18 protein-coding genes are annotated in these 24,310 nt (G+C 43.0%); 5 read left to right on the top strand and 13 right to left on the bottom strand.

The annotated features are described in order from the left end of the window. Positions 1-53: 53 nt before the first annotated feature. From BACINT_RS22340 to BACINT_RS22295, 10 genes are all read right to left on the bottom strand, one after another. The gene (locus BACINT_RS22340) at positions 54-1,469 is read right to left on the bottom strand and encodes a sulfatase-like hydrolase/transferase (protein ID WP_007667519.1); all 1,416 of its coding nucleotides are present in this window, start codon (positions 1,467-1,469) and stop codon (positions 54-56) included. Positions 1,470-1,482: 13 nt separating this feature from the next. Beyond that, a complete protein-coding gene (locus BACINT_RS22335; RefSeq protein WP_007667516.1) occupies positions 1,483-3,111 on the bottom strand; it encodes a RagB/SusD family nutrient uptake outer membrane protein in 1,629 nt (542 codons plus the stop codon). A gap of 15 nt (positions 3,112-3,126) precedes the next feature. Next, on the bottom strand, positions 3,127-6,552 hold the full coding sequence (locus BACINT_RS22330) for a TonB-dependent receptor (RefSeq protein ID WP_007667513.1): 3,426 nt from the start codon (positions 6,550-6,552) through the stop codon (positions 3,127-3,129). A gap of 153 nt (positions 6,553-6,705) precedes the next feature. Beyond that, entirely contained in the window at positions 6,706-7,650 is a 945-nt protein-coding gene (locus BACINT_RS22325; RefSeq protein ID WP_007667511.1) for a FecR family protein, read from the bottom strand. 116 nt (positions 7,651-7,766) lie between these two features. Then, entirely contained in the window at positions 7,767-8,348 is a 582-nt protein-coding gene (locus BACINT_RS22320; protein ID WP_021967529.1) for an RNA polymerase sigma-70 factor, read from the bottom strand. Between the two features lie 290 nt (positions 8,349-8,638). Then, the gene (locus tag BACINT_RS22315; protein ID WP_007667507.1) at positions 8,639-10,264 is read right to left on the bottom strand and encodes an NAD(P)/FAD-dependent oxidoreductase; all 1,626 of its coding nucleotides are present in this window, start codon (positions 10,262-10,264) and stop codon (positions 8,639-8,641) included. Continuing rightward, the gene (locus tag BACINT_RS22310; protein ID WP_007667505.1) at positions 10,261-10,947 is read right to left on the bottom strand and encodes a hypothetical protein; all 687 of its coding nucleotides are present in this window, start codon (positions 10,945-10,947) and stop codon (positions 10,261-10,263) included. The genes BACINT_RS22315 and BACINT_RS22310 overlap by 4 nt, the downstream gene beginning before the upstream one ends. Then, a complete protein-coding gene (locus tag BACINT_RS22305) occupies positions 10,944-12,500 on the bottom strand; it encodes a hypothetical protein (RefSeq protein ID WP_007667503.1) in 1,557 nt (518 codons plus the stop codon). The genes BACINT_RS22310 and BACINT_RS22305 overlap by 4 nt, the downstream gene beginning before the upstream one ends. A gap of 30 nt (positions 12,501-12,530) precedes the next feature. After that, the gene (radA, locus tag BACINT_RS22300) at positions 12,531-13,898 is read right to left on the bottom strand and encodes a DNA repair protein RadA (RefSeq protein WP_007667501.1); all 1,368 of its coding nucleotides are present in this window, start codon (positions 13,896-13,898) and stop codon (positions 12,531-12,533) included. A gap of 292 nt (positions 13,899-14,190) precedes the next feature. Further along, positions 14,191-15,231: an asparaginase gene (locus BACINT_RS22295; RefSeq protein WP_044155428.1), complete on the bottom strand. Its 1,041-nt coding sequence runs from the start codon at positions 15,229-15,231 to the stop codon at positions 14,191-14,193. Between the two features lie 450 nt (positions 15,232-15,681). On the opposite strand from BACINT_RS22295, the gene thrA reads away from it, so the two are divergent. The 4 genes from thrA (at position 15,682) to BACINT_RS22275 (ending at position 22,109) form a co-directional block, all read left to right on the top strand. Further along, the gene (thrA, locus tag BACINT_RS22290) at positions 15,682-18,114 is read left to right on the top strand and encodes a bifunctional aspartate kinase/homoserine dehydrogenase I (RefSeq protein WP_007667497.1); all 2,433 of its coding nucleotides are present in this window, start codon (positions 15,682-15,684) and stop codon (positions 18,112-18,114) included. A 4-nt stretch (positions 18,115-18,118) separates the two neighbouring features. Continuing rightward, positions 18,119-19,378, top strand: coding sequence for a cofactor-independent phosphoglycerate mutase (locus BACINT_RS22285; RefSeq protein ID WP_021968047.1), 1,260 nt, complete (start codon positions 18,119-18,121; stop codon positions 19,376-19,378). A gap of 62 nt (positions 19,379-19,440) precedes the next feature. Then, the gene (thrC, locus tag BACINT_RS22280; protein ID WP_007667488.1) at positions 19,441-20,742 is read left to right on the top strand and encodes a threonine synthase; all 1,302 of its coding nucleotides are present in this window, start codon (positions 19,441-19,443) and stop codon (positions 20,740-20,742) included. A gap of 698 nt (positions 20,743-21,440) precedes the next feature. Next, positions 21,441-22,109 (top strand): hypothetical protein, encoded by a 669-nt coding sequence (locus BACINT_RS22275; RefSeq protein ID WP_225663166.1) that lies wholly within the window; start codon positions 21,441-21,443, stop codon positions 22,107-22,109. Between the two features lie 22 nt (positions 22,110-22,131). Here the strand turns inward: BACINT_RS22275 and BACINT_RS22270 are convergent, their stop codons facing one another. Together BACINT_RS22270 and BACINT_RS22265 are read right to left on the bottom strand one after the other, a co-directional pair. Then, the gene (locus BACINT_RS22270) at positions 22,132-22,443 is read right to left on the bottom strand and encodes a type II toxin-antitoxin system RelE/ParE family toxin (RefSeq protein ID WP_007667484.1); all 312 of its coding nucleotides are present in this window, start codon (positions 22,441-22,443) and stop codon (positions 22,132-22,134) included. Then, entirely contained in the window at positions 22,428-22,619 is a 192-nt protein-coding gene (locus tag BACINT_RS22265; protein ID WP_007667482.1) for a hypothetical protein, read from the bottom strand. The genes BACINT_RS22270 and BACINT_RS22265 overlap by 16 nt, the downstream gene beginning before the upstream one ends. 127 nt (positions 22,620-22,746) lie before the next feature. Here BACINT_RS22265 and BACINT_RS22260 point away from each other — a divergent pair, with 127 nt between their 5' ends. Next, positions 22,747-23,661, top strand: a complete 915-nt coding sequence (locus tag BACINT_RS22260; RefSeq protein WP_007667481.1) for a DMT family transporter — start codon at positions 22,747-22,749, stop codon at positions 23,659-23,661. Here the strand turns inward: BACINT_RS22260 and BACINT_RS22255 are convergent. After that, positions 23,597-24,304 carry a thiamine diphosphokinase gene (locus tag BACINT_RS22255; protein ID WP_044155166.1) on the bottom strand — a complete coding sequence of 236 codons (708 nt, stop codon included), beginning with the start codon at positions 24,302-24,304 and terminating at the stop codon, positions 23,597-23,599. The two genes, BACINT_RS22260 and BACINT_RS22255, sit on opposite strands and share 65 nt — an antisense overlap. Positions 24,305-24,310 lie beyond the last annotated feature (6 nt).

Here is a 24,310-nt window from a genome sequence, read left to right as displayed (position 1 = left end):
CAAAAAATGAGGGCATTCTAAGCCCTCATCTTTTTGTGATATTTCAATAAATGTCAGAATACTTCTCCCGGCTGAGGCCAGTTTGGTGTAGGTATGTGCATTTTTTGCATTTCTTGATCGAACTCTCTTACCATTTCAGGGTACTTGTCTGCAAGGTTGGTGGTTTCTTCCGGATCCTCTTTCAAGTTATACAATTCTAAAGGTTGGTTAGGTTTGATGGTTACACATTTCCAATCTCCTTTTCTGGCGGCACGTTGTTTGCCCGGGAATTCCCAATATAGTAAACGGTTATCCGTATCAATCTGTTTCCCATGAAAGAGAGGTAAGATGTTTATGCCGTTGATATACTCCGGCAAAAATTCCGTACCCTCAGCCAATGCAGCTAATGTAGGCATTACATCAGGAAAATAGATGATGTTGTCAAGTGTCTGTACAGGTACTTTCCCGGGTTGGTTCACGATGAAAGGCACTCTGATTCCTCCTTCGTAGAGCATTCCTTTCCGGCCTTTGAAACCTGCGTTGCAATTCAAAACTTTAATGGGGGCTTGAATGGCAGCTCCATTGTCCGAGGCAAAAATAATCAGAGTGTTCTTCCGCAGGTTGAGCTGCTCCAGCTTGTCCAGTAATCGTCCGATGGCAGCGTCCATGTGGGTGATTAGCGAGGCGTAACGTTTGGTGTCCGGTTCCCATGTTTCCTGTCCTTCGTACCAACCTGTTTGATCAATGTTATAAGGTTCATGGGGGGCATCGAATGCTAAGTATAGGAAGAATGGGTGGTCTTTGTTTCTTTGAATGAAGGCAATGGCATCATTGGTGCTCAAGTCATTGTTGTGGATGCCATGTTTCCCGTTTGCATTTTCAGGGATATTGATGAGCGAGTCGCCGTGAAAGCGGTAATAGGGATAATAATAAGGAGAATTGCTGTGCACGGTAGAGATAGTCCACCCATAAAACTCGTCGAATCCGCGATGATTGGGTGAGGCCTTTTTGTCATAGCCGTCCAAATGCCATTTGTTAACCAGGCAAGTACGGTAGCCTGCCGCACTCAGTACGGTGGCGATGGTCGTGTCTTGTTGCAACAGATTGGCTCTTCGGACGATGGTAGAATCACCATTCGGATTTATCTTGACTCCGGCAATTCCCCCGGCTGTACACATATTATCCCTTATACGGGTATTTCCTGTGTTTTTGCCTGTCATCAATGCGCATCTTGATGGCGAACTGATGCCGCTTCCTGCATAGCATTGGTTAAACCGTGTTCCTGTTTCGGCTAATCGATCAATATTCGGAGTTTTCACATATTGATTTCCATAACAGGACAAGTCGCCATATCCCATATCATCAGCTAAGATGAAAATGATGTTCGGTTTATCAGGGCTTACTTCTCCATTCTTGTCACTGGCAAAGATTATTTGCGGTAATATTATGCCAGTAGCACATAGGCTGCTGGCAAGAAGACTCTTTTTCATGTTTTATAGGTTGTTAATATAATTCGTTCTGTTTCCAGTCTCCCGATAGTTGAATTTGGTCATAAGGAATCCCAAACAGGATAGCGGCAGATGAACCCGTCCACTTCCATGTGCCGGGAGTGCCGGTGACATCGGATGCATTGCTTACGGTCATGCCATTATTACCGGACTGAAGAGTGGGATTGAGTCCTTGTGTACGGTGGGCAAAGTGTTTTTCCATCACTTCCGTAATTCTTCCTTTCCGAACCAAGTCATACCACCTGTGCCCCTCGAAACATAACTCTAACATTCTTTCATTTTCGATGGCTATATCCATCTCTTCCCGTGTAGTGGCTGTTGTATTGGCCAGTCCGGCACGCGTCCTCACTTGATTCAGGTAGTTGGAGGCAGATTCGGGAGTTCCTGTTTCATTCAGGCACTCAGCGTACATCAACAATACATCTGCAAAGCGGTATATAATGTTGTCGTTGCCGCATGCGCAGGTTGTCATACCTTCATTCCCGAAATCGAAGTATTTCAATGTGACAGGGAGATAAGTGTATCCTTCTTGAGTTACATCCACTTCTTCGCTGGCTACCGATACATATTCATTTGTGTAAATTCCGTTATAGACTAACTTTTGGAAACGTTGGTCATTGTTGTTAGCTTTAAATTCATTGTAAAGCTCCCATGTCATCAGCATACAACTGGTGCCCTGTGAAGTGGTAATGGTCGATTTCGTCCCGTCCGGATAAATATAGGCGGGCTGGGTAGATGGCGTAGCAGCCGGAATGGAGCGTCCCATCAGCGGATTGGCCACCATTGTTGCACCATTGTTGTATTGCGCCGCAAAAATGATCTCTTTTCCCATGGGATTATTCGAAGAATAGATTCGTAGGACATCACTTTCCAAACCAAGTCGTTCACTATTTTGATTGGCATAGGTTAGTATGTTTTCTATAGACTTCTGTGCGGAAGTGAAATCTTGCAATGTCATGTAGACATCCGCCTGCATGGTATAGGCTGCTATCCTTGTTGCCCGTCCCTTCATATTGTCGGCGGAATAGTTATCGGGAAGGCTGCTTATGGCCGTTTCCAAATCTTCTTTTATCAGATTGTAGACTTCGTCCATGCTACTGCGTCCATAACTGTAGAGTGTGGAGTAGTCCTCAATTGGCATTTTAGTAATAGGTACCGGCCCAAAAAGTCTTACGAGCGTAAAATAAGCATAGGCCCTGAGGAAGCTGGCCTCACCTTCGTATTGCGTCCTGTTTGCTGCAGTAGCATTGTCCAGTTTCAGGAGTACGTTGTTGCAGCGGTTTATCATATTGAAACAATGTTCCCATATCTCACTGGTGATTCCTAATGTTGCGTCCCATGTACTTTCGTTCAGGTTGATATGATCCACAGAATTGTTTTTCTTGTAGTCGTATCCTTCGTCCGTAGCCAGGCTATTGACGTAGTTAACATTTAAGGTAATGTCCTGCAAATGATAATAGCCATTGAAGAGTATATTTTGCAATTCGGTATCGTTTTTCAGATAAGTTTCCATCTGCATGGAATCGGTAGGATAGCGATTGAAAAAACTGTCACTACAAGCAGTATAGACAAGGCTTGTCATGGAAATGATTGCAAGTGATATTAGTTTATTGAAAGTTTTCATACTACTACGTTATTTTTAAAAGTTAAAATTAAGGCCGAAAGTAAAGGTACGTGAGATGGGATACCCACCGAAGTCCACACCATTGTTTGTGGCGGAGTTTCCCTCATAGTTTGCTTCCACGGAATACCCCGGATATTTATCAAAAGTCCACAGATTCTGTACATTGGCACTGATGCGCAACCCCTCTATACCTATTGTTTTGCAGAATTTCTTTGGCAATGTATATCCGAGGGATATATTGCGGATACGCAGGAAGTCCGCGTCATAAAGGTATCTTGTGGAAGGTCCGATGTTGCTGCCCAAGTTGTTAGTACCGGCCTTGTGGGATGTACCGTTTCCGGTATTAGTTGGTGATATCCAACGCCCCAGCCCGGACTCTGCCAGTACATTGTCATCGTAGCGGTTCAGTGAGAAGGCGCGTGCTGCCGCATAAATTACATTACCGCCACATTGCCCGTCGATAGTAATAGCCAAGTCAAGGTCTTTATACTTAAAAGTATTATTCCAGCCAAAGGTGAAGTCCGGTTGATAGTTTCCTACCAACTGATAGTCATTGACGTCAATAGTACCATCTTTCTTGTAGTCTTCAAAAATTAAGTCGCCAATGCCTTGTGTACCGTTTGTGGCATATTTGGCCAAGTCTTCCTCTGTGTTAAATGTTCCTATTACTTTGAGCATATACATGTCACCCATTGGTCGTCCTACGTAGTTCCTTATCACATTGCTCCATTTGGTACCTGCTTTTGCGTTGGCAAGTTGGTTTTGGTTATTGGCAAGCGACAGAATCTTATTGTTGTTCTTTGACCAACTGAGTGTTGTTTCCCAAGAAAATTCTCCTTTGAATGGGGTAGCGGAGACTTGAATTTCTATACCTTTATTCTCTATTTGTCCGGCATTCATGTAGACGCTGCCTGATATACCGTTGAAGTTGGGGATATTAGCCGGCATCACGATGTCACTGGTTCTCTTATAGAAATCCACAACAACATTAAGAGCATTAAATATGCCGATGTCGAATCCTAAATCTATCTGTTTATTCTTTTCCCATCCTAACTGCCTGTTTGAATAGCCGCTGGGGTAGTAGGTAGATATGGCTGTATTGCCGAATACCACATTTTGGTCGGAACTAATGCTGGATATCCATGCGTAGTCATTGCCTATCTGATCATTGCCTGTCACCCCATAGCTGGCACGGAGTTTGGCAATGTTGAGCCAGCTTATGTTTTTCATAAACTCTTCTTCCGTTAGGTTCCATGCCAACGATCCGGAGTAGAACCATCCGGCACGTTTGTCCGGTCCGAACTTACTGGAACGGTCGCGCCGGACAGAACCCGAAAAAACGTATTTATAGTTATAGTCATAAACTACACGTGCAAACATGGCATCGAACACATAGTTTGAGTAATTGGAAGACCCTGTCCACAGTGTCGCGCCGTTTATGTTGGTGATGGATGTATTGTTATAGGCGATAGGGTTATCGGAGTCTGTCCGATCATCCTGCTGCACATCAAAGTCGTTATTGTATTCGAAGTCATATCCAATCATGGCATTCAAGTGATGCTTTTCGTTGAACATGACATCGTAAGTTGCCGTAGTAGACCAATAGGTGTTATAGCCGAAACCGGACATACGATAGCCATCAATGCTGGTTAAATCAGGTGTAGATTTGTTGCCTGTGTACTTCTTGCCCAGCAGATAAGCGGATTGGTAGTAATCTTTCTTGGCAGAGTTGGTTGTGAAGTTTATCGATGAGCGCAATGTCAATCCCTTAATAGGCTTCACTTCAAGATAAGCATTGGACATTGTGCGGATGGACCATGCGTCATTCCGATTTTCCATCAAATTCGCAACGGGATTTCGGAGTTGGTTATTGAGGCCTAAGCCGGCATAATGCTGTGCTATTTGAGTATAATCCCCATTAGGCTGATAAACGGGAAGTATGGGTGGCATTGATAATGCTTGAGCGATTACGCCCGTTACGTCTTCGGTATTTCCACCTGTTGGTTGCTGAATGCGTTTCTTGCTATAAGTCGTGTTCAAGTTTACGCCAAGTTTTACCTTTTTGGATAGATTAGCTTCAAACCCTCCTTTTATTCCCGTTCTGCGATAGTAAGAGTTCAGTAAAATGCCATCTTCGTTTTGGTAGTTTGCAGAGAAGTTGTATTTTAAGGTTTCTGTTCCTCCTGTTATGGTGGTGTTACCTCTATAATTCAGTGCATTGCGGAAAATGGCATCCTGCCAGTTCGTATTCGTATAGTTTCCGCTCTCTCTCATCTGAACCAGTTGAGGAAAGTCTTGAATGGTTCCGTTGTTTGTACGGGCTTCAATAATCATATCCATATAGTCATTGGCTTCGAGTACATCTACATAATTTTGAGCTTCGCTCCATCCCACCTGTGTGGAGAAACTAACTTTGGCTTTTCCTGTTTGACCTTGTTTGGTAGTGACAATAATTACGCCGTTACCTGCCTTGGAGCCATAGATTGCAGATGAAGCCGCATCTTTCAATATTTGGATGTCGGCAATATCCGCAGGGTTGATATTGTTGAATAGTTCTGCGTCTGTTGTCGGGTATCCGTCAATGACAAATAGAGGGTCGTTTCCGCTATTGATAGAGCCGGAGCCACGAACGCGAATAGCCGGTGCGGCACCCGGTTCACCACTGATTTGTTGTAAAGTGATGCCTGATGACATACCTACAAGACTTTGCGATATATTCGATGTCGGCATATCAGAAATCTTTCCACCTTTTACAGTTGAGATTGCGGTGGATACCGAACGTTTCTGTATGGCACCATAGCCTACTACCACTACCTCGTCCAGCGTCTCAGTGTCTTCTTCTAATACTATAACAAGTTCTTGGTTTTTGTCCACGTTGATTTCTTGTGTGATATAGCCTATATAAGAAATGATTATCGTTCCTTGGCTGTTCAGTTGCAGACTAAAGTTTCCGTCAATATCCGAGACTGTACCGTTAGCAGTTCCTTTTTCTATGATTGTTGCACCAATAATAGGAATGCCGGCTTTGTCTTTCACAACTCCTGTCACTTTATTGGTCTGTTGGGCAGTGACTCCTGCCTTCGCCTTACTCATCAGCATGATATTCTTGCCTTCCATGGCGTAATAAATATCAGTTCCTTCGAACACTTTATTTAGTACTTCGGCTACCGATTTGTTCTCTGCATTTACCTGAACTGTGCGTTTCAGATTGACTTCGTTCACCTTGTATACGAACAAATAATCTGTCTGCTTTTCTATTTCATGGATAACTTTATCTGTCGATATCTTATCAGCTACAACAGTCACTTTCATCGTTTGAGAATAAGTTTCTGTAGCAAAGGTAGTTCCGACAAATATGAACAGGATTAAGGCTGTGATTTTCATAATATGGAATAAATGTTTATTTTCTACAATAGATTCCTGATACAATATATTTTTCATATATTTGCATTACTAATTTTAGGTTTATACTTAAGATTATTAGGGAAAAAGCAGTCAATGCATAATTGACTATCCATGGGATGGTGTTGGCGCACTGTCCCATTTCTTTTTATTCGAGGTGTGTTATTTCATAGGCAAAATTATGTTAGAAGGTTAATTAATGGTGATTACATTCTTCTCGTCATCTTTCTTATAGGTGAATTTATTATTCAGCTTTAATACCTTTAATACATGTTCTACCCCATCTCCGGTTCTAAACTTACCGGTATAGCGATTGTTCAGTATTTTGGTATTGTTTACAACGATGTCAACTCCATAATATAGTTTCAGCTTTTCCAGCATATCCTTTACGGATACGTTATTGAAGCAAATAAGGCCTTCACGCCACAAGAAGTGGTCCGGGTCTTTAATCCGTCCTTTAATCAGCCGGTCTTCTTTCAAACTGGCCATTGTATTCGGTTCCAACTTCATCCCATTCATGGTGGCACTAGGGCTTAAGATTTCTATTGCTCCTTTCAGCAGTGCTGTTTCCCAGATACTGTCTGTTGCATACGCCATTACATTGAATTCTGTACCCAATACCTTGACGCTGCATTTGTTTGTTTCTACAATGAAAGGTTGTTCTGCATTCTTAGTCACTGCAAAGTAGCCTTCACCGTCCAGCTTCACATTTCGGATATCGCCGGTAAAGTTTCCCGGAAAAGTCAATGTACTCAGCGAGTTCAGCCATACTTTAGTGCCGTCTGCCAACATAAGTTCGGCTCGTTGTCCGGCAGGTACGTGTATGGATTGAAGTGATTCACTTTGCTCTATAGAATGTTTTTCGAACCAAAAGTGTGTACCCAGTAGAATGACTGCAAATATTGCTGCGATTTTTGCTGCTTCTATCCATAGTGTGCGCAATGAGAATATCTTCTTGGGTTGCCTTTTCTCTTCTGCAATCGGTGCTGTGCGCCATAATGCAATGTCATACAACTTGCGTTGTGCCATGTATTCACGCATATTCTCCGGGCTTTCTTGCATCCACTTGGTGACGTGCTGCTTTTCGGCTTCAGTGGCATTGCCGGATATATATTTCTGGAGTAATTCAGTATTCATGCTTTATGCTATTTTATATATTAACGACTAAGTAGAAGACAACCCTAAATGGAGATTGGAAAAAATGAAAGAAATCTCATTTTTGCACTCTGGAATGACGCAGAAACACGGGGATTCTAATAATAGAAGAAAAAATAGAACAGGGGAAGATAGTCTTTTAAGGTGATCCGTAATGCCTTTAATGCTTTTGATATATGATATTCCACTCCCTTTACGGAAATCCCCATCAGTTCGGCTATTTCCTTATTGGACTTGTTCTCGAACCGGCTTAGTAGAAATATCCGTTGGGTTTGTTCAGGGATTAATTTCAATGTTTCCCGGATGATACTTTCCACTTCATCCGAGAATATTTCATTGGGATCGCATGACTCTAAAGTTGAAATACGAATAGAAAGTTCCTGTTGATGCCAATCGACCATAGATTCAAAAGCCGTGCGTTTGACTTCTTCGTGCTTCAGATAGTCTAAAGCTTTATTCTTTAATATGGTAAGTAGGAGTGGCTCTATATAATCTATTTTCTCTGTTTTTAATTTTTCCCATAATTTAATCAATGACTCGGAAGCAATATCTTCTGCTGCCAAATCATCATGAACATATGATTTGGCAAAGAAGAATGACTTCTTGTAGTAAGAAGTGTATATCTCATTAAAAGAATTTACGATAGCATTGCTCATTGGTATGTCAGTTGTGCTTCTCATTATGTACATTAAAAAGGTATAGCAAAGTTAGCAATAAACATCCATATAACTTTATGCACTGTTGGAAAATCATTTGCTTTGCTAATGATATTTTGTTAATGTGCTAGCTATCAGCGAACTGTATTTACCGACAAGTTACCTCTTTATGTAAAAGCATTTACCGCAGGATGTAACGACCTTTACCCCTTATTGTAACGCTCTTTACCTCGGCATGTAACGGCTTTTACTCCGGCATGTAAATGAAGTTACCATTTAGGGTAAACAGTGTTACCGTGAAAGGAAAACAATTGTTATAGCTTGAAGTAGTTAGCTACTGCTTCTGCACATCGTTCCCCATCAATGCCGGCAGAAACAATGCCACCTGCATATCCTGCTCCTTCTCCGCATGGAAACAATCCTTTAATTCTTACATGCTGCAAAGTTTCCCTATCTCTTATGATCCGTACCGGTGCAGAGGTTCGTGTCTCCACACCAATCATTACCGCTTCATTAGTCAGGAAGCCACGACTGTATTGTCCGAACCGCTGAAATCCTTTGCTGAGTCGTTCTGTAATGAACGATGGCATCCAGAAGTGTAGGGGAGAAGATATTAGCCCCGGAGCATAGGAACTTTCCGGTAAATCATAGCTCAATTTCTTACGTGTAAAATCCTGCATACGTTGTGCAGGAGCTGTCTGACGCATATTGCCTTGTCGCCAGCAATTATATTCTAATGTCTCTTGGAAATACATCATATTGAGTTGAGAGTTGAGAGTTGAGAGTTGAGAGTTAGCTGCGCTATCATGCTGCATAGTCCACTCTCCACTCTCCACTCTCAATTCTCCACTCAATAAGTCTTCTGGCCTCAATTCAACTACCATCCCTGAGTTGCTCCAATGCGATCCACGGTTGCTGGGACTCATTCCGTTGACTACAATCTGTTGCGGACCACTGGCGGCGGGTACAACAAAACCACCCGGGCACATACAGAAACTGTATACTCCTCGTCCGTCTACCTGTGTCACAAAGCTGTATTCGGCGGCAGGTAGATATTTCCCCCGTCCGTTCTTACTATGATATTGTATCTGGTCAATCAATTCCGAAGGATGTTCCAAACGTACACCGACTGCAATACCTTTAGCTTCAACTTCCACTTGATTGGCAGCCAACCAACGGTACACATCCCGTGCCGAATGCCCTGTTGCCAGGATCACCGGACCCAGAATCGTTTGTCCTGTATGGGTTTCGATACCTTTTATTTCATCTTCCTCAATAATTAAAGCATCCATACGCGTCTCAAAGTGCACTTCTCCGCCACATTCGAGAATCGTATTCCGCATATTCTCTATTACACGTGGTAGTTTATCCGTTCCAATATGCGGATGTGCGTCTACTAATATAGCTGTAGAAGCACCATGCTGACAGAATACGTTTAATATCTTATCTACATTTCCACGTTTCTTGCTGCGAGTATAGAGTTTCCCGTCCGAATAAGCACCTGCGCCTCCCTCACCGAAACTATAATTAGATTCCGGATTCACTGTGTGCTCCCGGCTGATCTGAGCCAGGTCTTTCTTCCGGTCACGTACATTCTTTCCACGTTCTACAATGATTGGGCGAAGTCCCAGTTCTATCAGTCTCAGCGCAGCGAACAGCCCACCGGGACCGGCACCCACGACGATGACCTGTGGCTTTCCTTCTACATTCTTATATATAGTAGGTTGATATTCATTATCTTTGGGCATTTCATTCAGATATACCCGTACATTCAAATTGACGAAAATAGTCCGTTGCCGGGCGTCAATACTGCGTTTCAGGATTCGTGTTGCGTTGATGTCCCGTACATTCAATCCTTTTTCCTGTACGAGGTACTCCTTCAATCGTTGCTCATTGGCGGCTACTTCGGGCAGCACGCGTAGTTGGTATTCTTGTATCATTTCATTTTAAAATAAGTGACAATGCCTGCGCTGACACGTAGTCCGCTCCAGTTTGCGTCATAAGAACTCTTTTGTTTTCTATCTCCTTTCAGGTGCAAATTACCAACGGGGTCCCATTCGTAACCGACGCTTGCGATAATGGCTGCAAAGGTAGTGATTTTATAGCGCACTCCTATGGCAGGTTGAAAGAAGACATTGACACCGGTCAAAGTTCCATTTTCTTCCTGTACTTGTGAGTCTACACGTACGTATTCTTCCATCTTGCAAGTATTGAAAACGAGCCCTGTGGACAATTCAAAGAATGGACTGAATCTTTCTGTCAGTAGATGAAAGCGATAGAATGTTCCCAGTTGGTTTCCGCTATTCTTTATTTTTAGCCTGTATTCTCCGGTAGCATCGGCCAGATGATTCTGCCCGCTTGTATTCTGGTGGCTGAAAGTGATACCTACCTGATGCTGCTGTATCTGTACACCAACCCGAAAGTTATGTGTAAAGTTCCCCGGAAACTTATCGGTGGTTTTTACTCCTTTCAGGCTACTGCCGGCTGCATTACTCAGAAAATCTTTCATCTCGGACATATTGTATAACCCATACCCGATATTATATTCCAGTGTAAATTCCTGTGCTTGCATGCCGGTTATTCCCAGTAACATGCAGGCTAATGCTATTATAATCTTTTTCATGGTTTCTTTAGATAAGGTTCTACGTTTATGGCTGCTCCTGCCCAACAAGTCAGAATATTGTTTGCCAGATATGGACTGGCATCTTCACTTCTCATCCGGAACAGTTCATCTCCATTCTCGTTCGTAATGAGAACATAATAAGAATTCCGGAACAAATAGTTTCCGGTTACCGGATCAATGTTGCAGAAAGCGTATTCTTTCCCTTTTGAGATGGTACGAACAATCTCTCCACTTAGGCAATTAAGGATAGAAACCTTGTTGTTCTCAGTGCTTACTATTATAAGTTCATGCGGGTGGGTTGGGTGGAAAAAGTAGTTGCTGTAACCATGTGGGTAGAAAACAGTTTTTCCTTTTTCAAAATTCTGCAAAGGGGTAAGGTAGAAACCGTAATGTTGCACAGGCTCGCACAGGTAGTTCTCGCTTATCTGATAATACCAGGTTGCCGCAGAGTGTTCTTCTGGGAAATCGGTTTCCGGCAGAAATATATTCTTCTCAAGTTGTCCGTTATCTGTATTATAAATATAGACCTTGGAGAGGTGATTATAGTATAGTACTAATTTATGATTTGATGTAAATAGTATATCTTTGGGAGCATAAGCCACTTCCGGATAGTTTATTGTGGCAATAAGTTTTAATTCTTTTCCGGAAAAGATACATATTTCGTCAGAATAATCTACCGCTATCTTGTCTGAATTGAGTGCTGCGGCAATAGGGGTTCCATTGCCTTTGCCATTTTTATATTCACTGATTGTGGTAAGTGACGGAATAGCATAAGAAGTCACCTCATTGTATGAACTGGCATATAATGTATTAGAGTAAGAATTGTATAGACTTTTCATTTGGCTTCCTTTTAATGAGACGCCAGGTCCTGAATACGTGTATCCTCCCGTTATGGAATGGAAAGGTTCATTGCCGGCTTCATCTACTATCCGTACTTCTATATAATTCTGTTTACCAAAGCTGGGAGCTGGCAAAGTGATACTGGTTTCTTTAGTCTTTGCAACTACAACCTCTCCTTTGTCTATAACTTTAAAGTAGAAGTTCTCCAAGTTGAATGTCCAATGAATGATAATATTTTCCAAAGAACTTTCTTCGGGAATTTGATAAACTGTTAATTTTGGAGTGGTGAAGCGTGCCGGCCAACTCATTTCACCCATGTATGTTTGTCCTCCATAGGCTTGATCACGTATGCTTTCGCCTTGCTTTAGTGATTTTGTGATAATCTCGCATTTCACCTGATTGTTTCCCGTCAAGTTATTATTGTAGACATCAAAACTGCCTTGTGGACTGTTTGTTTCGCAAACCAGATTATTACCAATGTAAAAAGAGGCAGAGATCAGCCGGGATTCCGGTGTGTTTATCTGAAATCCTACTTTAAGGCCTTCTATTAATAGAAGTTCTCCACTGCTGTTTTGCTCTGCGTCCAGCTTTATTTCTATAGGGGTTTCCAGTGGCAGCGGTTCCGTTTCCACGTAGTTGTCGTGCAATGTTACCTCGCAGCCGCAGAGCGACAGCAGGATTAAAAGTGATAGATAATGTAATTGTTTTTTCATAGTAGTATTATTGATTGTTTCTATTTCTCTTTATCCGAATAGTGCTCTGAATGCTTCCTCTACCTTTCTTACCGGTATTAGTTCTATCTTGAGTTTCTTCGTATCAATTCCTTGTAAATTGTATTTCGGCAGTACAAACCGTCTGAATCCCAGCTTCTCCGCCTCGCCGATTCTTTGCTCAATTCGGTTTACCGGACGGATTTCGCCGGACAAACCTATTTCCCCTGCCATACAGACTTCCGGTTCGATAGCCGTATCCATATTGCTGGACAGTATGGCACTGATGACAGCCAAGTCTATCGCCGGATCATTAACTTTCAATCCTCCGGCAATATTAAGGAACACATCCTTCTGAGCCAGTTTGAAGCCTACCCGTTTTTCCAGTACTGCCAATAGCATATTCATTCTTCGGATATCGAATCCCGTGGCCGAACGTTGCGGATTACCATATACCGCACTGCTCACTAATGCTTGAGTTTCAATCAGGAACGGACGTATCCCCTCTATGGCTGAAGCTATGGCTATGCCGCTCATACCTTCGTGATCCTGGCTTAACAATAACTCCGATGGATTGCTGACTTGGCGTAAACCATCCTGTCGCATTTCATAAATACCCAGTTCGGCTGTGCTGCCAAAACGATTCTTGATACTACGCAGGATGCGATACATATAATGCTGATCACCTTCAAACTGCAACACCGTGTCTACGATATGTTCCAAGACTTTTGGTCCGGCAATGCTGCCTTCCTTATTAATATGTCCGATGAGCAATACCGGTGTATGTGTTTCTTTGGCAAAGCGCAGGATGCTTGCTGAGCATTCGCGTACTTGTGCAATGCTTCCCGGCGATGATTCAATGCTCTCTGTAGAGATGGTCTGTATAGAGTCAATGATTACCAGTTCCGGACGGGTGTTCTTGATATGTACGAATATCTGCTCTAATGATGTTTCGCAGACAATAAGGCAATCGCTGGAATTGTGCGATAACCGGTCGGCGCGCAATTTTAATTGGCGGGCACTTTCTTCACCCGATACATAGAGAACGCGCTTTTTGGGTATGTGGAGCACAGTTTGTAGCACCAAAGTTGATTTACCGATTCCCGGTTCACCGCCAATCAGTACTAGGGAGCCCGGAACCAATCCACCTCCCAATACCCGGTTCAGTTCTTCATCGTGCAGGTCGATACGTGGTTCGTCATCCGCCTCTATTTCACTAAGAACAATAGGTTTTGGTTTTTCTGTTTCTATTCCGGAGACCGGGCGTTTGTTGACGACTTCCTTTCGTATCACTTCTTCCACATATGTGTTCCATTCTCCGCACGACGGACATTTGCCTACCCATTTCGGAGACTCTTGTCCGCAGTTATTGCACACATAAACCGTTTTTTCTTTTGCCATAAGGGAATTTACTTGCTGAATGATTGGTCAAAGATACAAATTTAGCTGTTCGCTTGTCCGATTTAGAAGGGATTTATTCAGGTAATGTATATGGATTGGTAAGAATTCTTGCTGCATTTAGGTCATACTAAGGGCTTATCAAACTCTTAGTTGCTCCGTACCTTTCCCGCATAGGGGTACCTCTATAGGGAGATGGTACGGAGTTGCTACGGTCCAGCTATGTTTCAACTACAGTCTTGACCTCTTTCGGGCACAAGGATAAAACCTTGTTTGCCGCTAATGGGTTGCTTTTTTAAATGGTAGTAATTTCTCCCGCCATTGGAGTACGCATTCTCTTTCGTACCTCCTCAGGCGTATAACCGTGGCCCAGTAGAAACATCAGTTTAGTAACGGCAGACTCCGTTGTGCTGTCATATCCGCAAACTACTCCCGCCTGCATCAGCTGATACCCCGTTTCATAACGTTCCATCTCTACGGTTCCGGCACTGCACTGGGTGACGTTGACGATGACTATCCCTTGCTCGCAAGCATTCCGCAAGCGGCGTATGAACCACTCTTTGCGGGGAGCATTTCCCGAACCGTAAGTTTCGAGCACGACAGCCTTCAATCCCTCAATGCCCAATATACTCGATACTACATTCTCCTGAATACCCGGAAAGAGCTTTAGGACAGCAACATTGGTATCTAATAGATAATGTGGCTTCAGTTCCCGTTCAACTTCCTTAAAGCGGATTTGTACATTATTATATTTAATATGAATACCTGCTTCTGCCAATACGGGATAGTTGAATGAACGGAATGCATTGAAGTTCTCTGCGTTCATCTTGATGGTACGATTGCCGCGCATCAGGTGGTTCTCAAAAAAGATGCAGACCTCGGGTACAAGCGGATTGCCTTTTGCATCACGTGCACTGGCTATTTCAAGACTGGTAAGAAGGTTTTCTTTTCCGTCCGTGCGGAGTACTCCGATAGGGAGTTGTGAGCCGGTGAGGATGACAGGCTTACTCAATCCTTCTAACATAAAGCTAAGGGCGGATGCTGTATATGCCATCGTATCCGTGCCGTGCAGAATTACAAAACCTGTGTATCTATCGTAATGGTCACTGATGATGTGCACCAGTTTGCGCCAGGCTTCCGGGTCCATATCCGAAGAGTCCATCGGAGGATCGAACTGGTAAGTATCGATATGGAATGTGAAATTTTGCAGCTCCGGTACGTGCTTTTTCAGCTGCTCGAGATTGAAATTCTCTAAAGCACCCGTTTCGGGGTTTTCTATCATTCCGATGGTTCCACCGGTATAGATTAGCAAAATGGAAGTTATATTTGGACTCATATGCATTCTCTTACGATAATTTAGTGCAAATATAATGATATATCTTGGATTTAATATCAAAATGTTATAAAACTATGCCATTGGTAACGGGATATTGTATGGTTATGTGTGAAAATGACACTTCGCTCTTTTGCATATTTCTGCCTCTTTTGAGGCCTTTCTATATTTTTATTACAAAAAAACCACAAAATGTGATAGATTGAATGTTTTTATTATTACTTTTGCGACACTTATCAATAATGAAAGAAACAGAGAGTATGAACAAGTACTATCAACATACAGTCACATCCATGTGCATGACCATGACCCTTAGGGGTTAATGGATAGTATTTGTGTTTCTACGTGTTACACTATTTTTCAGCAGTTTTTCTTATTTAATTCAAGTCAATACAGGCATATACGTCCTGTTTCCGACACATTGTATCAACCTTATCAATAGTAATAAAGGATATGAAAGTAATAAAATTCGGCGGAACGTCCGTAGGTTCCGCGAACAGTATTTTGAGCGTAAAGAGAATTGTAGAAGCAGTAGAAGAACCGGTAATTGTGGTGGTTTCCGCACTGGGGGGCATCACAGACAAGCTGATAAACACGTCGAAAATGGCGGCTGCCGGTGATGCTGCTTACGAAAATGAGTTCCGCGAAATTGTTTACCGCCATGTGGAAATGATTAAAGAAGTGATTCCCGCAGGTGAGGGGCAAGTGGAACTGCAACGCCAGATTGGTGAACTGCTCAATGAACTGAAAGACATTTTTCAGGGTATTTATCTGATAAAGGATCTTTCACAAAAGACTTCCGATACGATTGTCAGCTATGGCGAGCGTTTATCGTCCATTATCGTTGCAGAGTTGACAGGAGCCAAATGGTTTGATTCACGCAAGTTTATCAAAACAGAAAAGAAGCACTCCAAGTATGTATTGGATACCGAGTTGACGAATGAACTGATTCGTGAAACATTCAGCACTTTGCCGAAGCGTGCGCTGGTACCGGGTTTTATCTCTACTGATAAGGCGACAGGAGATGTTACGAATCTGGGTCGTGGTGGTTCCGATTATACGGCTTCGGTTATTGCGGCCGCATTGGATGCCGACCAATTGGAAATCTGGACGGATGTGGATGGTTTCATGACTGCCGATCCGCGTGTGATTTCTACCGCTTATACCATTAACGAACTGAGTTATGTAGAGGCAACGGAGCTTTGTAACTTCGGTGCCAAGGTAGTATATCCGCCGACTATTTATCCGGTTTGCCACAAGAATATTCCTATTTTAATAAAGAATACATTCAATCCCGAAGGAAAAGGAACGATTATCAGACAGGAAGTATCTGATCCGCGTACGAAAGCGATTAAGGGTATTTCTTCTATCAATGATACCAGTCTGATTACTGTGCAGGGTCTGGGTATGGTAGGTGTGATTGGTGTGAACTATCGCATCTTTAAGGCACTGGCAAAGAATGGCATCAGTGTGTTCCTTGTATCTCAGGCATCTTCGGAGAACTCTACGTCTATCGGTGTGCGTAATGCGGATGCCGATCTGGCATGTGAAGTACTGAATGAAGAGTTTGCCAAAGAGATTGAAATGGGAGAGATCTCTCCTATACAGGCGGAGAAGAACCTGGCTACGGTAGCTATCGTAGGTGAAAATATGAAGCATACGCCGGGTATTGCCGGAAAGCTGTTCGGTACGTTGGGACGTAACGGTATCAATGTGATAGCTTGTGCTCAGGGTGCTTCGGAAACAAATATCTCATTTGTAGTGGATTCCAAATCATTGCGTAAATCATTGAATGTTATCCACGATTCATTCTTCCTGTCGGAATATCAGGTACTGAACCTCTTTATTTGCGGTATCGGTACGGTAGGCGGTAGCCTTGTGGAACAAATCCGTTGCCAACAGCAGAAGCTGATGATGGAGAATGGATTGAAGCTACATATTGTGGGTATCGCTGATGCCGACCGGGCTATGTTTAGCCGTGAAGGCTTCGATCTGACAGATTTTCGTGCAGAACTGGCAGAGAAGGGTAAACCGAGCACGCTGGAAACTTTGCGTGACGAGATTATCGGTATGAATATCTTCAACTCAGTATTTGTAGACTGTACGGCAAGTGCGGCAGTTGCTTCCTTGTACAAAGACTTGTTGTTACACAACGTTTCTGTAGTAGCTGCCAATAAAATTGCCGCTTCCTCGGAATATGAGAACTACCGTGAATTGAAACAGATTGCCCGTCAGCGTGGTGTGAAGTATCTCTTTGAAACGAATGTGGGTGCGGGACTTCCGATTATCAATACGATCAATGACCTTATCCATAGCGGTGACAAGATATTGAAGATTGAAGCTGTACTGAGTGGTACACTGAATTATATCTTTAATAAGATCAGTGCGGATATTCCTTTCAGCAAGACCATTAAGATGGCGCAGGAAGAACGTTACTCCGAACCGGACCCGCGTATCGACCTGAGTGGCAAGGACGTTATCCGTAAACTGGTGATCTTGGCACGTGAAGCCGGTTACAGACTGGAACAGTCGGATGTAGAAAAGAATTTGTTCGTGCCCGATGATTTCTTTGAAGGTTCACTGGATGATTTCTGGAAGAAAGTGCCGAGTCTGGATGCGGACTTTGAAGCCCGTCGCAAGGTACTGGAAGCTGAGAACAAGCACTGGCGTTTTGTTGCTAAACTAGAGAATGGCAAAGCATCAGTCGGCCTGCAGGAAGTGGGTGTAAATCATCCGTTCTATGGTCTGGAAGGTAGTAACAATATTATTCTGCTGACTACAGAACGTTATAAAGAATATCCGATGATGATACAAGGATACGGTGCCGGTGCCGGAGTGACGGCGGCAGGTGTATTTGCGGATATCATGAGTATTGCAAATGTTTAATAAAATGAAACATATAATCATATTAGGCGATGGAATGGCGGATTGGCCTGTGGAGTCATTGGGCGGTAAGACGCTGATGCAATATGCCAAGACGCCTTATATGGATAAACTGGCGAGCATGGGACGTACGGGACGGTTGAAAACTGTTGCCGATGGTTTCCATCCCGGTAGTGAGGTCGCGAATATGTCCGTTCTGGGCTATGACCTGCCGAAAGTTTATGAAGGACGAGGACCTCTGGAAGCTGCCAGCATCGGTGTAGATTTGAAACCGGGCGAGATGGCAATGCGTTGTAACATCATTTGCATTGAAGGCGATCATATTAAAAACCATTCTGCCGGACACATCACAACGGAAGAAGCCGATGTATTGGTGAAGTACTTGCAGGAACATCTGGGTAATGAGCGGGTGTGTTTCTATACAGGCGTGCAATATCGTCATTTATTGGTGATCAAAGGTGGAGATAAACGTATCGATTGTACGCCACCGCACGATGTGCCGTTGAAACCTTTCCGTCCGTTACTGGTGAAACCGATGCCGGGTACGGAGAATATAACAGTTCCCGAAGGCAGTGCAGAACTGACTCCGCGACAAACCGCTGATTTGATTAATGATCTTATCCTGCGTTCGCAGGAGCTTTTGGAAAATCATCCGTTGAATCAGAAGCGGATGGCGGAAGGGAAAGACCCGGCTAACAGTATTTGGCCTTGGAGTCCCGGATATCGTCCTAAGATGGAACGTTTGTCTGATAAGTTCCCACAAGTGAAACGGGGGGCAGTGATTTCTGCTGTAGATCTGATCAATGGTATCGGATATTATGCGGACTTGCGTCGCCTGACAGTGGAAGGTGCAACGGGCCTGTATGATACCAATTATGAAAATAAAGTGGTTGCCGCACTGGAAGCCTTGAAGACGGATGATTTCGTCTATCTACATATCGAGGCCAGCGATGAGGCCGGACATGAAGGGAATGTGGATTTAAAACTTCTGACGATCGAGAATCTGGATAGCCGTGCTGTAGGTCCTATATATGAAGCCGTGAAAGATTGGGAAGAACCGGTAGCTATTGCCGTATTGCCCGATCATCCTACTCCATGTGAGCTTCGCACACATACCAATGAACCGATCCCTTTCTTCATCTGGTATCCGGGTATCGAACCGGATAGTGTACAGACCTTTGATGAAGCGTCTGTTTGCGAAGGCTGTTACGGTTTGATGAAAGAAGACGAATTTATCAATGAATTTATGAGTCCCACCGCAAAGTAATGCGGATTTCATCAGAGCCTTGCGCAGCCTTTAATTTTTAATTCTTTAATTTTTAATTTAATATGAAATATTATTCTACCAATAAACAAGCTCCCGATGCCAGCCTGGAAGAAGCCGTAGTGAAGGGACTTGCTGCCGACAAAGGACTTTTCATGCCATATAGCATTAAACCTTTGCCACAAGATTTTTATGATAGTATTGATACTCTTTCTTTTCAGGAGATTGCCTATCGCGTAGCCGATGCTTTCTTTGGGGAAGATGTACCTGCCGAAACATTGAAACAAATCGTTTACGATACATTGAATTTTGATGTTCCTTTGGTGAAGGTGACGGAAGATATTTATTCACTCGAACTTTTCCATGGCCCGACGCTTGCTTTCAAAGATGTGGGCGGACGTTTCATGGCCCGTCTTTTAGGATACTTCATCAGAAAAGAAGGTAAGAAACAAGTCAATGTGTTGGTTGCTACCTCTGGTGATACGGGAAGTGCGGTAGCTAATGGTTTCCTCGGTGTGGAGGGTATTCATGTATATGTGCTTTATCCTAAAGGGAAAGTCAGCGAAATACAGGAGAAACAATTTACGACTCTCGGACAGAATATCACAGCCCTTGAGATAGACGGTACATTCGATGATTGCCAGGCGTTGGTGAAGTCTGCTTTTATGGATAAGGAACTGAATGAGCATCTGCAACTTACCAGTGCCAATTCCATTAATGTAGCACGCTTCTTACCGCAGGCTTTCTATTACTTCTATGCTTATGCTCAACTGAAGAAGTTAGGCAAAGCGAATGATGCCGTTATCTGTGTTCCGAGCGGTAACTTTGGAAATATCACTGCCGGATTGTTTGGTAAACGTATGGGATTGCCTGTGAAGCGTTTCATTGCTGCCAACAACCGTAACGATATCTTCTATCAATATTTGCAAACCGGAGTTTATACTCCACGTCCTTCTATCGCTACCATTGCTAATGCTATGGATGTGGGCGATCCGAGTAACTTCGCGCGTGTGCTCGATCTTTATGGAGGCAGTCATGCGGCCATTTCTGCTGAAATCAGTGGTACTACTTATACTAATGAACAGATTGCTGAAACGATGCGTGAGACGTGGAAGGAATGTCATTACCTGCTTGATCCGCATGGTGCCTGTGGTTTCCGTGCTCTGAAAGAAGGATTGAAACCAGGTGAAACTGGCGTTTTCCTGGAGACGGCACATCCGGCAAAATTCCTCGATACCGTGGAAGGTATTATCGGCGAAAGCGTAGAGATGCCTGCAAAACTGAAAGCTTTTATGCAAGGTGAAAAGCAAAGTCTGTCAATGACCAAGGAATTTGCTGATTTTAAAAGTTATCTGTTGTCGCTATAAGGAGCGGAATTTCTTTAAGCAGAAAGAAATAAAGACCCGAAAGCTTGACTTTGGTGTTTCAATATAGTATATTTGTAACCGTAATTTTAACTCAGATTCAAGTTTAAATTAGTATAAGAGGAGGGGCATTGCTTCTCCTCTCTTTTTTTAATCCCATCTGAAATGCCACATTTGATCTTCCCGAATGCCACATCTTAATGACTGAAATGCCACACTCTAATGGGGTAAATGCCACACTAATTATCCGTTAGAGTGTGGCATTTGTCTTATTCAACTGTGGGAAACACACCATCTACTTATGGCAAACGCATCATTTGTTTGCATGAAATATATGATGTGTTCGAGGGATTCAGACCATCCAAAAAATCAGCAGCTACTCAAGGATAATATTATAACATGAAAAAAGGCCTCTGCTAACTATGTTGGATTGTTTTTTTATACCTTTGTACCCATATTCATTAATATTGCGAACAAGGAATAAAAATAAAAGAGTGATAAAGTGGTAGGGTGATAAAGTAGCTGCACTATATATCACAGAGCGTTATCCCGCTATCACTTTATCACCCTACCACTTTATCACACTTTATTCATAACCTGTAAGAAAGGCATTTATTCAATTTCTGGTTCGCATTAACCATAAACAAGATAAAAACATGTTTGTATCGTCAATGTCGTCCGAAGAGTTATATGCTGAAGCAATGAAAGATTTTTCAATATTGCAGACCAAAATCGATTTATTTATGGATCGTTGTGGAAAGCGCTACAGGCAAGAACACTTTATCGGAAGATTTACTAAAAGAATGGTAGTCACGACAAAGCGGAATAATTCTTGGACCATTGCCTTTCTTGCTCTCAATGAAAGTTTTTCACTTCTTATTTACGCTCCGATAACCGGTCAGGAAACTTACGGATATATTGCATTGTCGAGCTATAGACATCCTCTTGTTATTGAGTATACTTCACATTTTATGCAGAGATACAGAGAGCGTTACCTTAGATATTATAATCTGGAAACTGGTAATTATAATACATTTGAGTATTTTAGCTTGAAAAATAATAATACTCTTTATGTCAGGCAACCTGATAATTCATATTATTTTATATCAGAGCAAGGTGTCATGATTGGCAGGCTGGTGTCAGAACGCATGGTAAGTCACAGGACTTATATCGGGGATGATAATCTGTCTCTCCGTAAAAGGATTATTCTTGATGAAGAATACAAAAACCTCTGTGCTGCAAACGCACTTCTCCGTTTACCTGATAATTTGAATTTGGAGACAGTACGTAATGTTGCCAGTCAATACAACTTGGGTGATGAGTTCACACAAAAATGGTATGCATGGCATGCTATGGAATTTGTTCAATAATAATTTGCTGCTTATTTACATCTCATTCCTTTTTGGGGATTACCTTCAGTTCCCCCATCTTTAGTCGGTTGTCCCATAGTACAACAACTTCTATCTTCTTGAGGCTATGTCGATAGAAAAGTGTATATCCCGGGTGAGGAATAATGTAGCGTATGTTCTCTATTTCTGTTGTTTGTCCGATGAACGGATTCATGCTGATGCGGTGTAATATGTTCTGTAATTGTACATAGAGCACTTCACCAACCTCATTATTCCCATTCTTTAGTTTTAGTATCTGGAATGCTTCCTTCAACTGTTTCTTGGCGACGAGCGACCATATTACTTGCTTAGCCATTCTGCTACCTCCTTGTTTATTGTTAAGTTATTCTGTCCTTCGCGGTTATCCAATTGGCAGCAGGCGGTTTCAACTTCCCGGCGCAGTTGATGAGAGAATACAAGCACTTGTTCTTTGCTCTTAGGTTCATCTTGCGTTTCGGTACGCAGTGTGTCTTTTTCTTCTTTACTTTTCATAGGGCTATCCTTTTTTGTTTTTCATAGAACATCCTAAAGATACGAATAGTTTTGGAATATCCATGCACGTTGAACAATTTTCTTTTCCCTGCGTTCTCTGCCTTGAAACCAAAATTGCGATATCCGAATGAAAGATAAGAAACTGGAGGCCAATTTAAGTTTGGTAGTCTCGCGAATATTTGCGGGATTGAATATGAATGCCCTGAAATTCCTGCTGCCCGTGTGGATAGGTGCATTGACGGGTGTCACGGTGCGTTGTACTTTTGCTGCTATAGCGTTCTGGGTGACAGGCTGGTTTGTGAAAGAAGCACCTATCACACGGCGGCAGCGTATCGGGTTACTTTGTCTGGGAGCATTCGGCATGTATGGTTTTATGTTCTGCTATTTGCTGGGTATCAGTAAGACGACGCCTGTCAGTAGTGCCATATTCAATTCCCTGCAACCTATCTGGGTATTTCTTATCTCCGTTCTCTTTCTGCACGAGCGGGCTACACTGATGAAAATTATCGGTATTTCCCTCGGTTTCGGTGGTGCATTGCTGTGTATATTGACTCAAGGCAGCGATGACTTGGCACATGATGCCTTTACAGGTAATATGTTGTGCCTGCTCAGTTCGGTGTTCTTTGCCATTTATCTGATTCTGAGTAAGAAATTGCTGGAAGAGATCGGCTTGGTGACCGTAATGAAATATGTGTTTGGGGGCGCGGCGCTGTCCGGTCTGGTGATATCTACTATCTTGGGCTGGGACGCGCCGTTGTTCACCGACGCAGCACATGGAACCTGGCACTGGATGCCGTGGATGATTTTGGCGTTCATCCTTATTTTTCCTACTTACCTTAGTTATTGGTTGATGCCCATCGGATTGAAATATCTGAAGACAACCGTAGTGGCCATGTATGGCTATCTGATACTGATTGTGACGACCGTCGTTTCTTATATCGTGGGGCAAGACCGCTTTACCTGGGAACAGGGGGTGGCTATCGGAATGATATGTCTGAGTGTGTACTTTGTGGAGGTAGCGGAGAGGAAAGGTAATTCATAATTACCAAGTATTCCCCTTCTGCGTGAATGGTGAATTCTGTTTCCGTGCTTTCGTTCAGTGTACCTTGCCACCAGTTAGTGAAGTCACTGAGAGGGTATACCAAGCCTTCACCTCGCAGGTTATGGGCACCAAAGTTTATGATCGAAATCTGTTGCCCTGGTTGGCTGGGGAAAGAACAGGTGTCATGGCAGGGAATGAAAATACCATAATCGGTCAGCATGCGGACATGAGCTCCGGTACGCATATAATCAATGAGCAGGCTGATATTTCCTAAAGTATGGTCTTCCCGTTTGCCTGTGGCTCCTACGATAGCGATGTTTTTTTTACCTTGTGATAAAAGGAAGTTTACGGCTTTAGTTTGGTCGTTGGTTTCCTGGTCGGAGATGTAATGAAGAATATGACTGTATTTCCGGCGGTTTTCTTCACTCAGGGAATCTCCGTCACCGATAATAACATCAGGTACGTTGCCGCGATCTATATAAGCATTTGCACCGCCATCACAGCAAATGATATAAGGAGCGTATGCCAGTATCTGCAAAGGTATAGGATGGGTCGGATAATCACCATTGGCTAAGATTACTGCTTCCGGTTCACCACAGAGAACACAAAGTTCCACTGAATTCTTATTATTATTTTCTTTCATCATTGT

The organism is Bacteroides intestinalis DSM 17393 (genome assembly GCF_000172175.1).
GTDB lineage: Bacteria > Bacteroidota > Bacteroidia > Bacteroidales > Bacteroidaceae > Bacteroides > Bacteroides intestinalis.
Note: the sequence above shows the minus strand (reverse complement) of the source record. Positions and strands in the feature narration are given on the sequence as shown.

Coding starts and splice junctions, on each gene's coding strand:
- thrC (WP_007667488.1), top strand. CDS start 19,441: ATGAAATATTATTCTACCAATAAACAAGCTCCCGATGCCAGCCTGGAA.
- radA (WP_007667501.1), bottom strand. CDS start 13,898: ATGGCAAAAGAAAAAACGGTTTATGTGTGCAATAACTGCGGACAAGAG.
- BACINT_RS22260 (WP_007667481.1), top strand. CDS start 22,747: ATGAAAGATAAGAAACTGGAGGCCAATTTAAGTTTGGTAGTCTCGCGA.
- BACINT_RS22325 (WP_007667511.1), bottom strand. CDS start 7,650: ATGAATACTGAATTACTCCAGAAATATATATCCGGCAATGCCACTGAA.
- BACINT_RS22270 (WP_007667484.1), bottom strand. CDS start 22,443: ATGGCTAAGCAAGTAATATGGTCGCTCGTCGCCAAGAAACAGTTGAAG.
- BACINT_RS22295 (WP_044155428.1), bottom strand. CDS start 15,231: ATGAGTCCAAATATAACTTCCATTTTGCTAATCTATACCGGTGGAACC.
- BACINT_RS22330 (WP_007667513.1), bottom strand. CDS start 6,552: ATGAAAAATATATTGTATCAGGAATCTATTGTAGAAAATAAACATTTA.
- BACINT_RS22320 (WP_021967529.1), bottom strand. CDS start 8,348: ATGAGAAGCACAACTGACATACCAATGAGCAATGCTATCGTAAATTCT.
- BACINT_RS22285 (WP_021968047.1), top strand. CDS start 18,119: ATGAAACATATAATCATATTAGGCGATGGAATGGCGGATTGGCCTGTG.
- BACINT_RS22265 (WP_007667482.1), bottom strand. CDS start 22,619: ATGAAAAGTAAAGAAGAAAAAGACACACTGCGTACCGAAACGCAAGAT.
- BACINT_RS22340 (WP_007667519.1), bottom strand. CDS start 1,469: ATGAAAAAGAGTCTTCTTGCCAGCAGCCTATGTGCTACTGGCATAATA.
- BACINT_RS22305 (WP_007667503.1), bottom strand. CDS start 12,500: ATGAAAAAACAATTACATTATCTATCACTTTTAATCCTGCTGTCGCTC.
- BACINT_RS22255 (WP_044155166.1), bottom strand. CDS start 24,304: ATGAAAGAAAATAATAATAAGAATTCAGTGGAACTTTGTGTTCTCTGT.
- BACINT_RS22275 (WP_225663166.1), top strand. CDS start 21,441: ATGAAAGATTTTTCAATATTGCAGACCAAAATCGATTTATTTATGGAT.
- BACINT_RS22335 (WP_007667516.1), bottom strand. CDS start 3,111: ATGAAAACTTTCAATAAACTAATATCACTTGCAATCATTTCCATGACA.
- BACINT_RS22310 (WP_007667505.1), bottom strand. CDS start 10,947: ATGAAAAAGATTATAATAGCATTAGCCTGCATGTTACTGGGAATAACC.
- BACINT_RS22315 (WP_007667507.1), bottom strand. CDS start 10,264: ATGATACAAGAATACCAACTACGCGTGCTGCCCGAAGTAGCCGCCAAT.
- thrA (WP_007667497.1), top strand. CDS start 15,682: ATGAAAGTAATAAAATTCGGCGGAACGTCCGTAGGTTCCGCGAACAGT.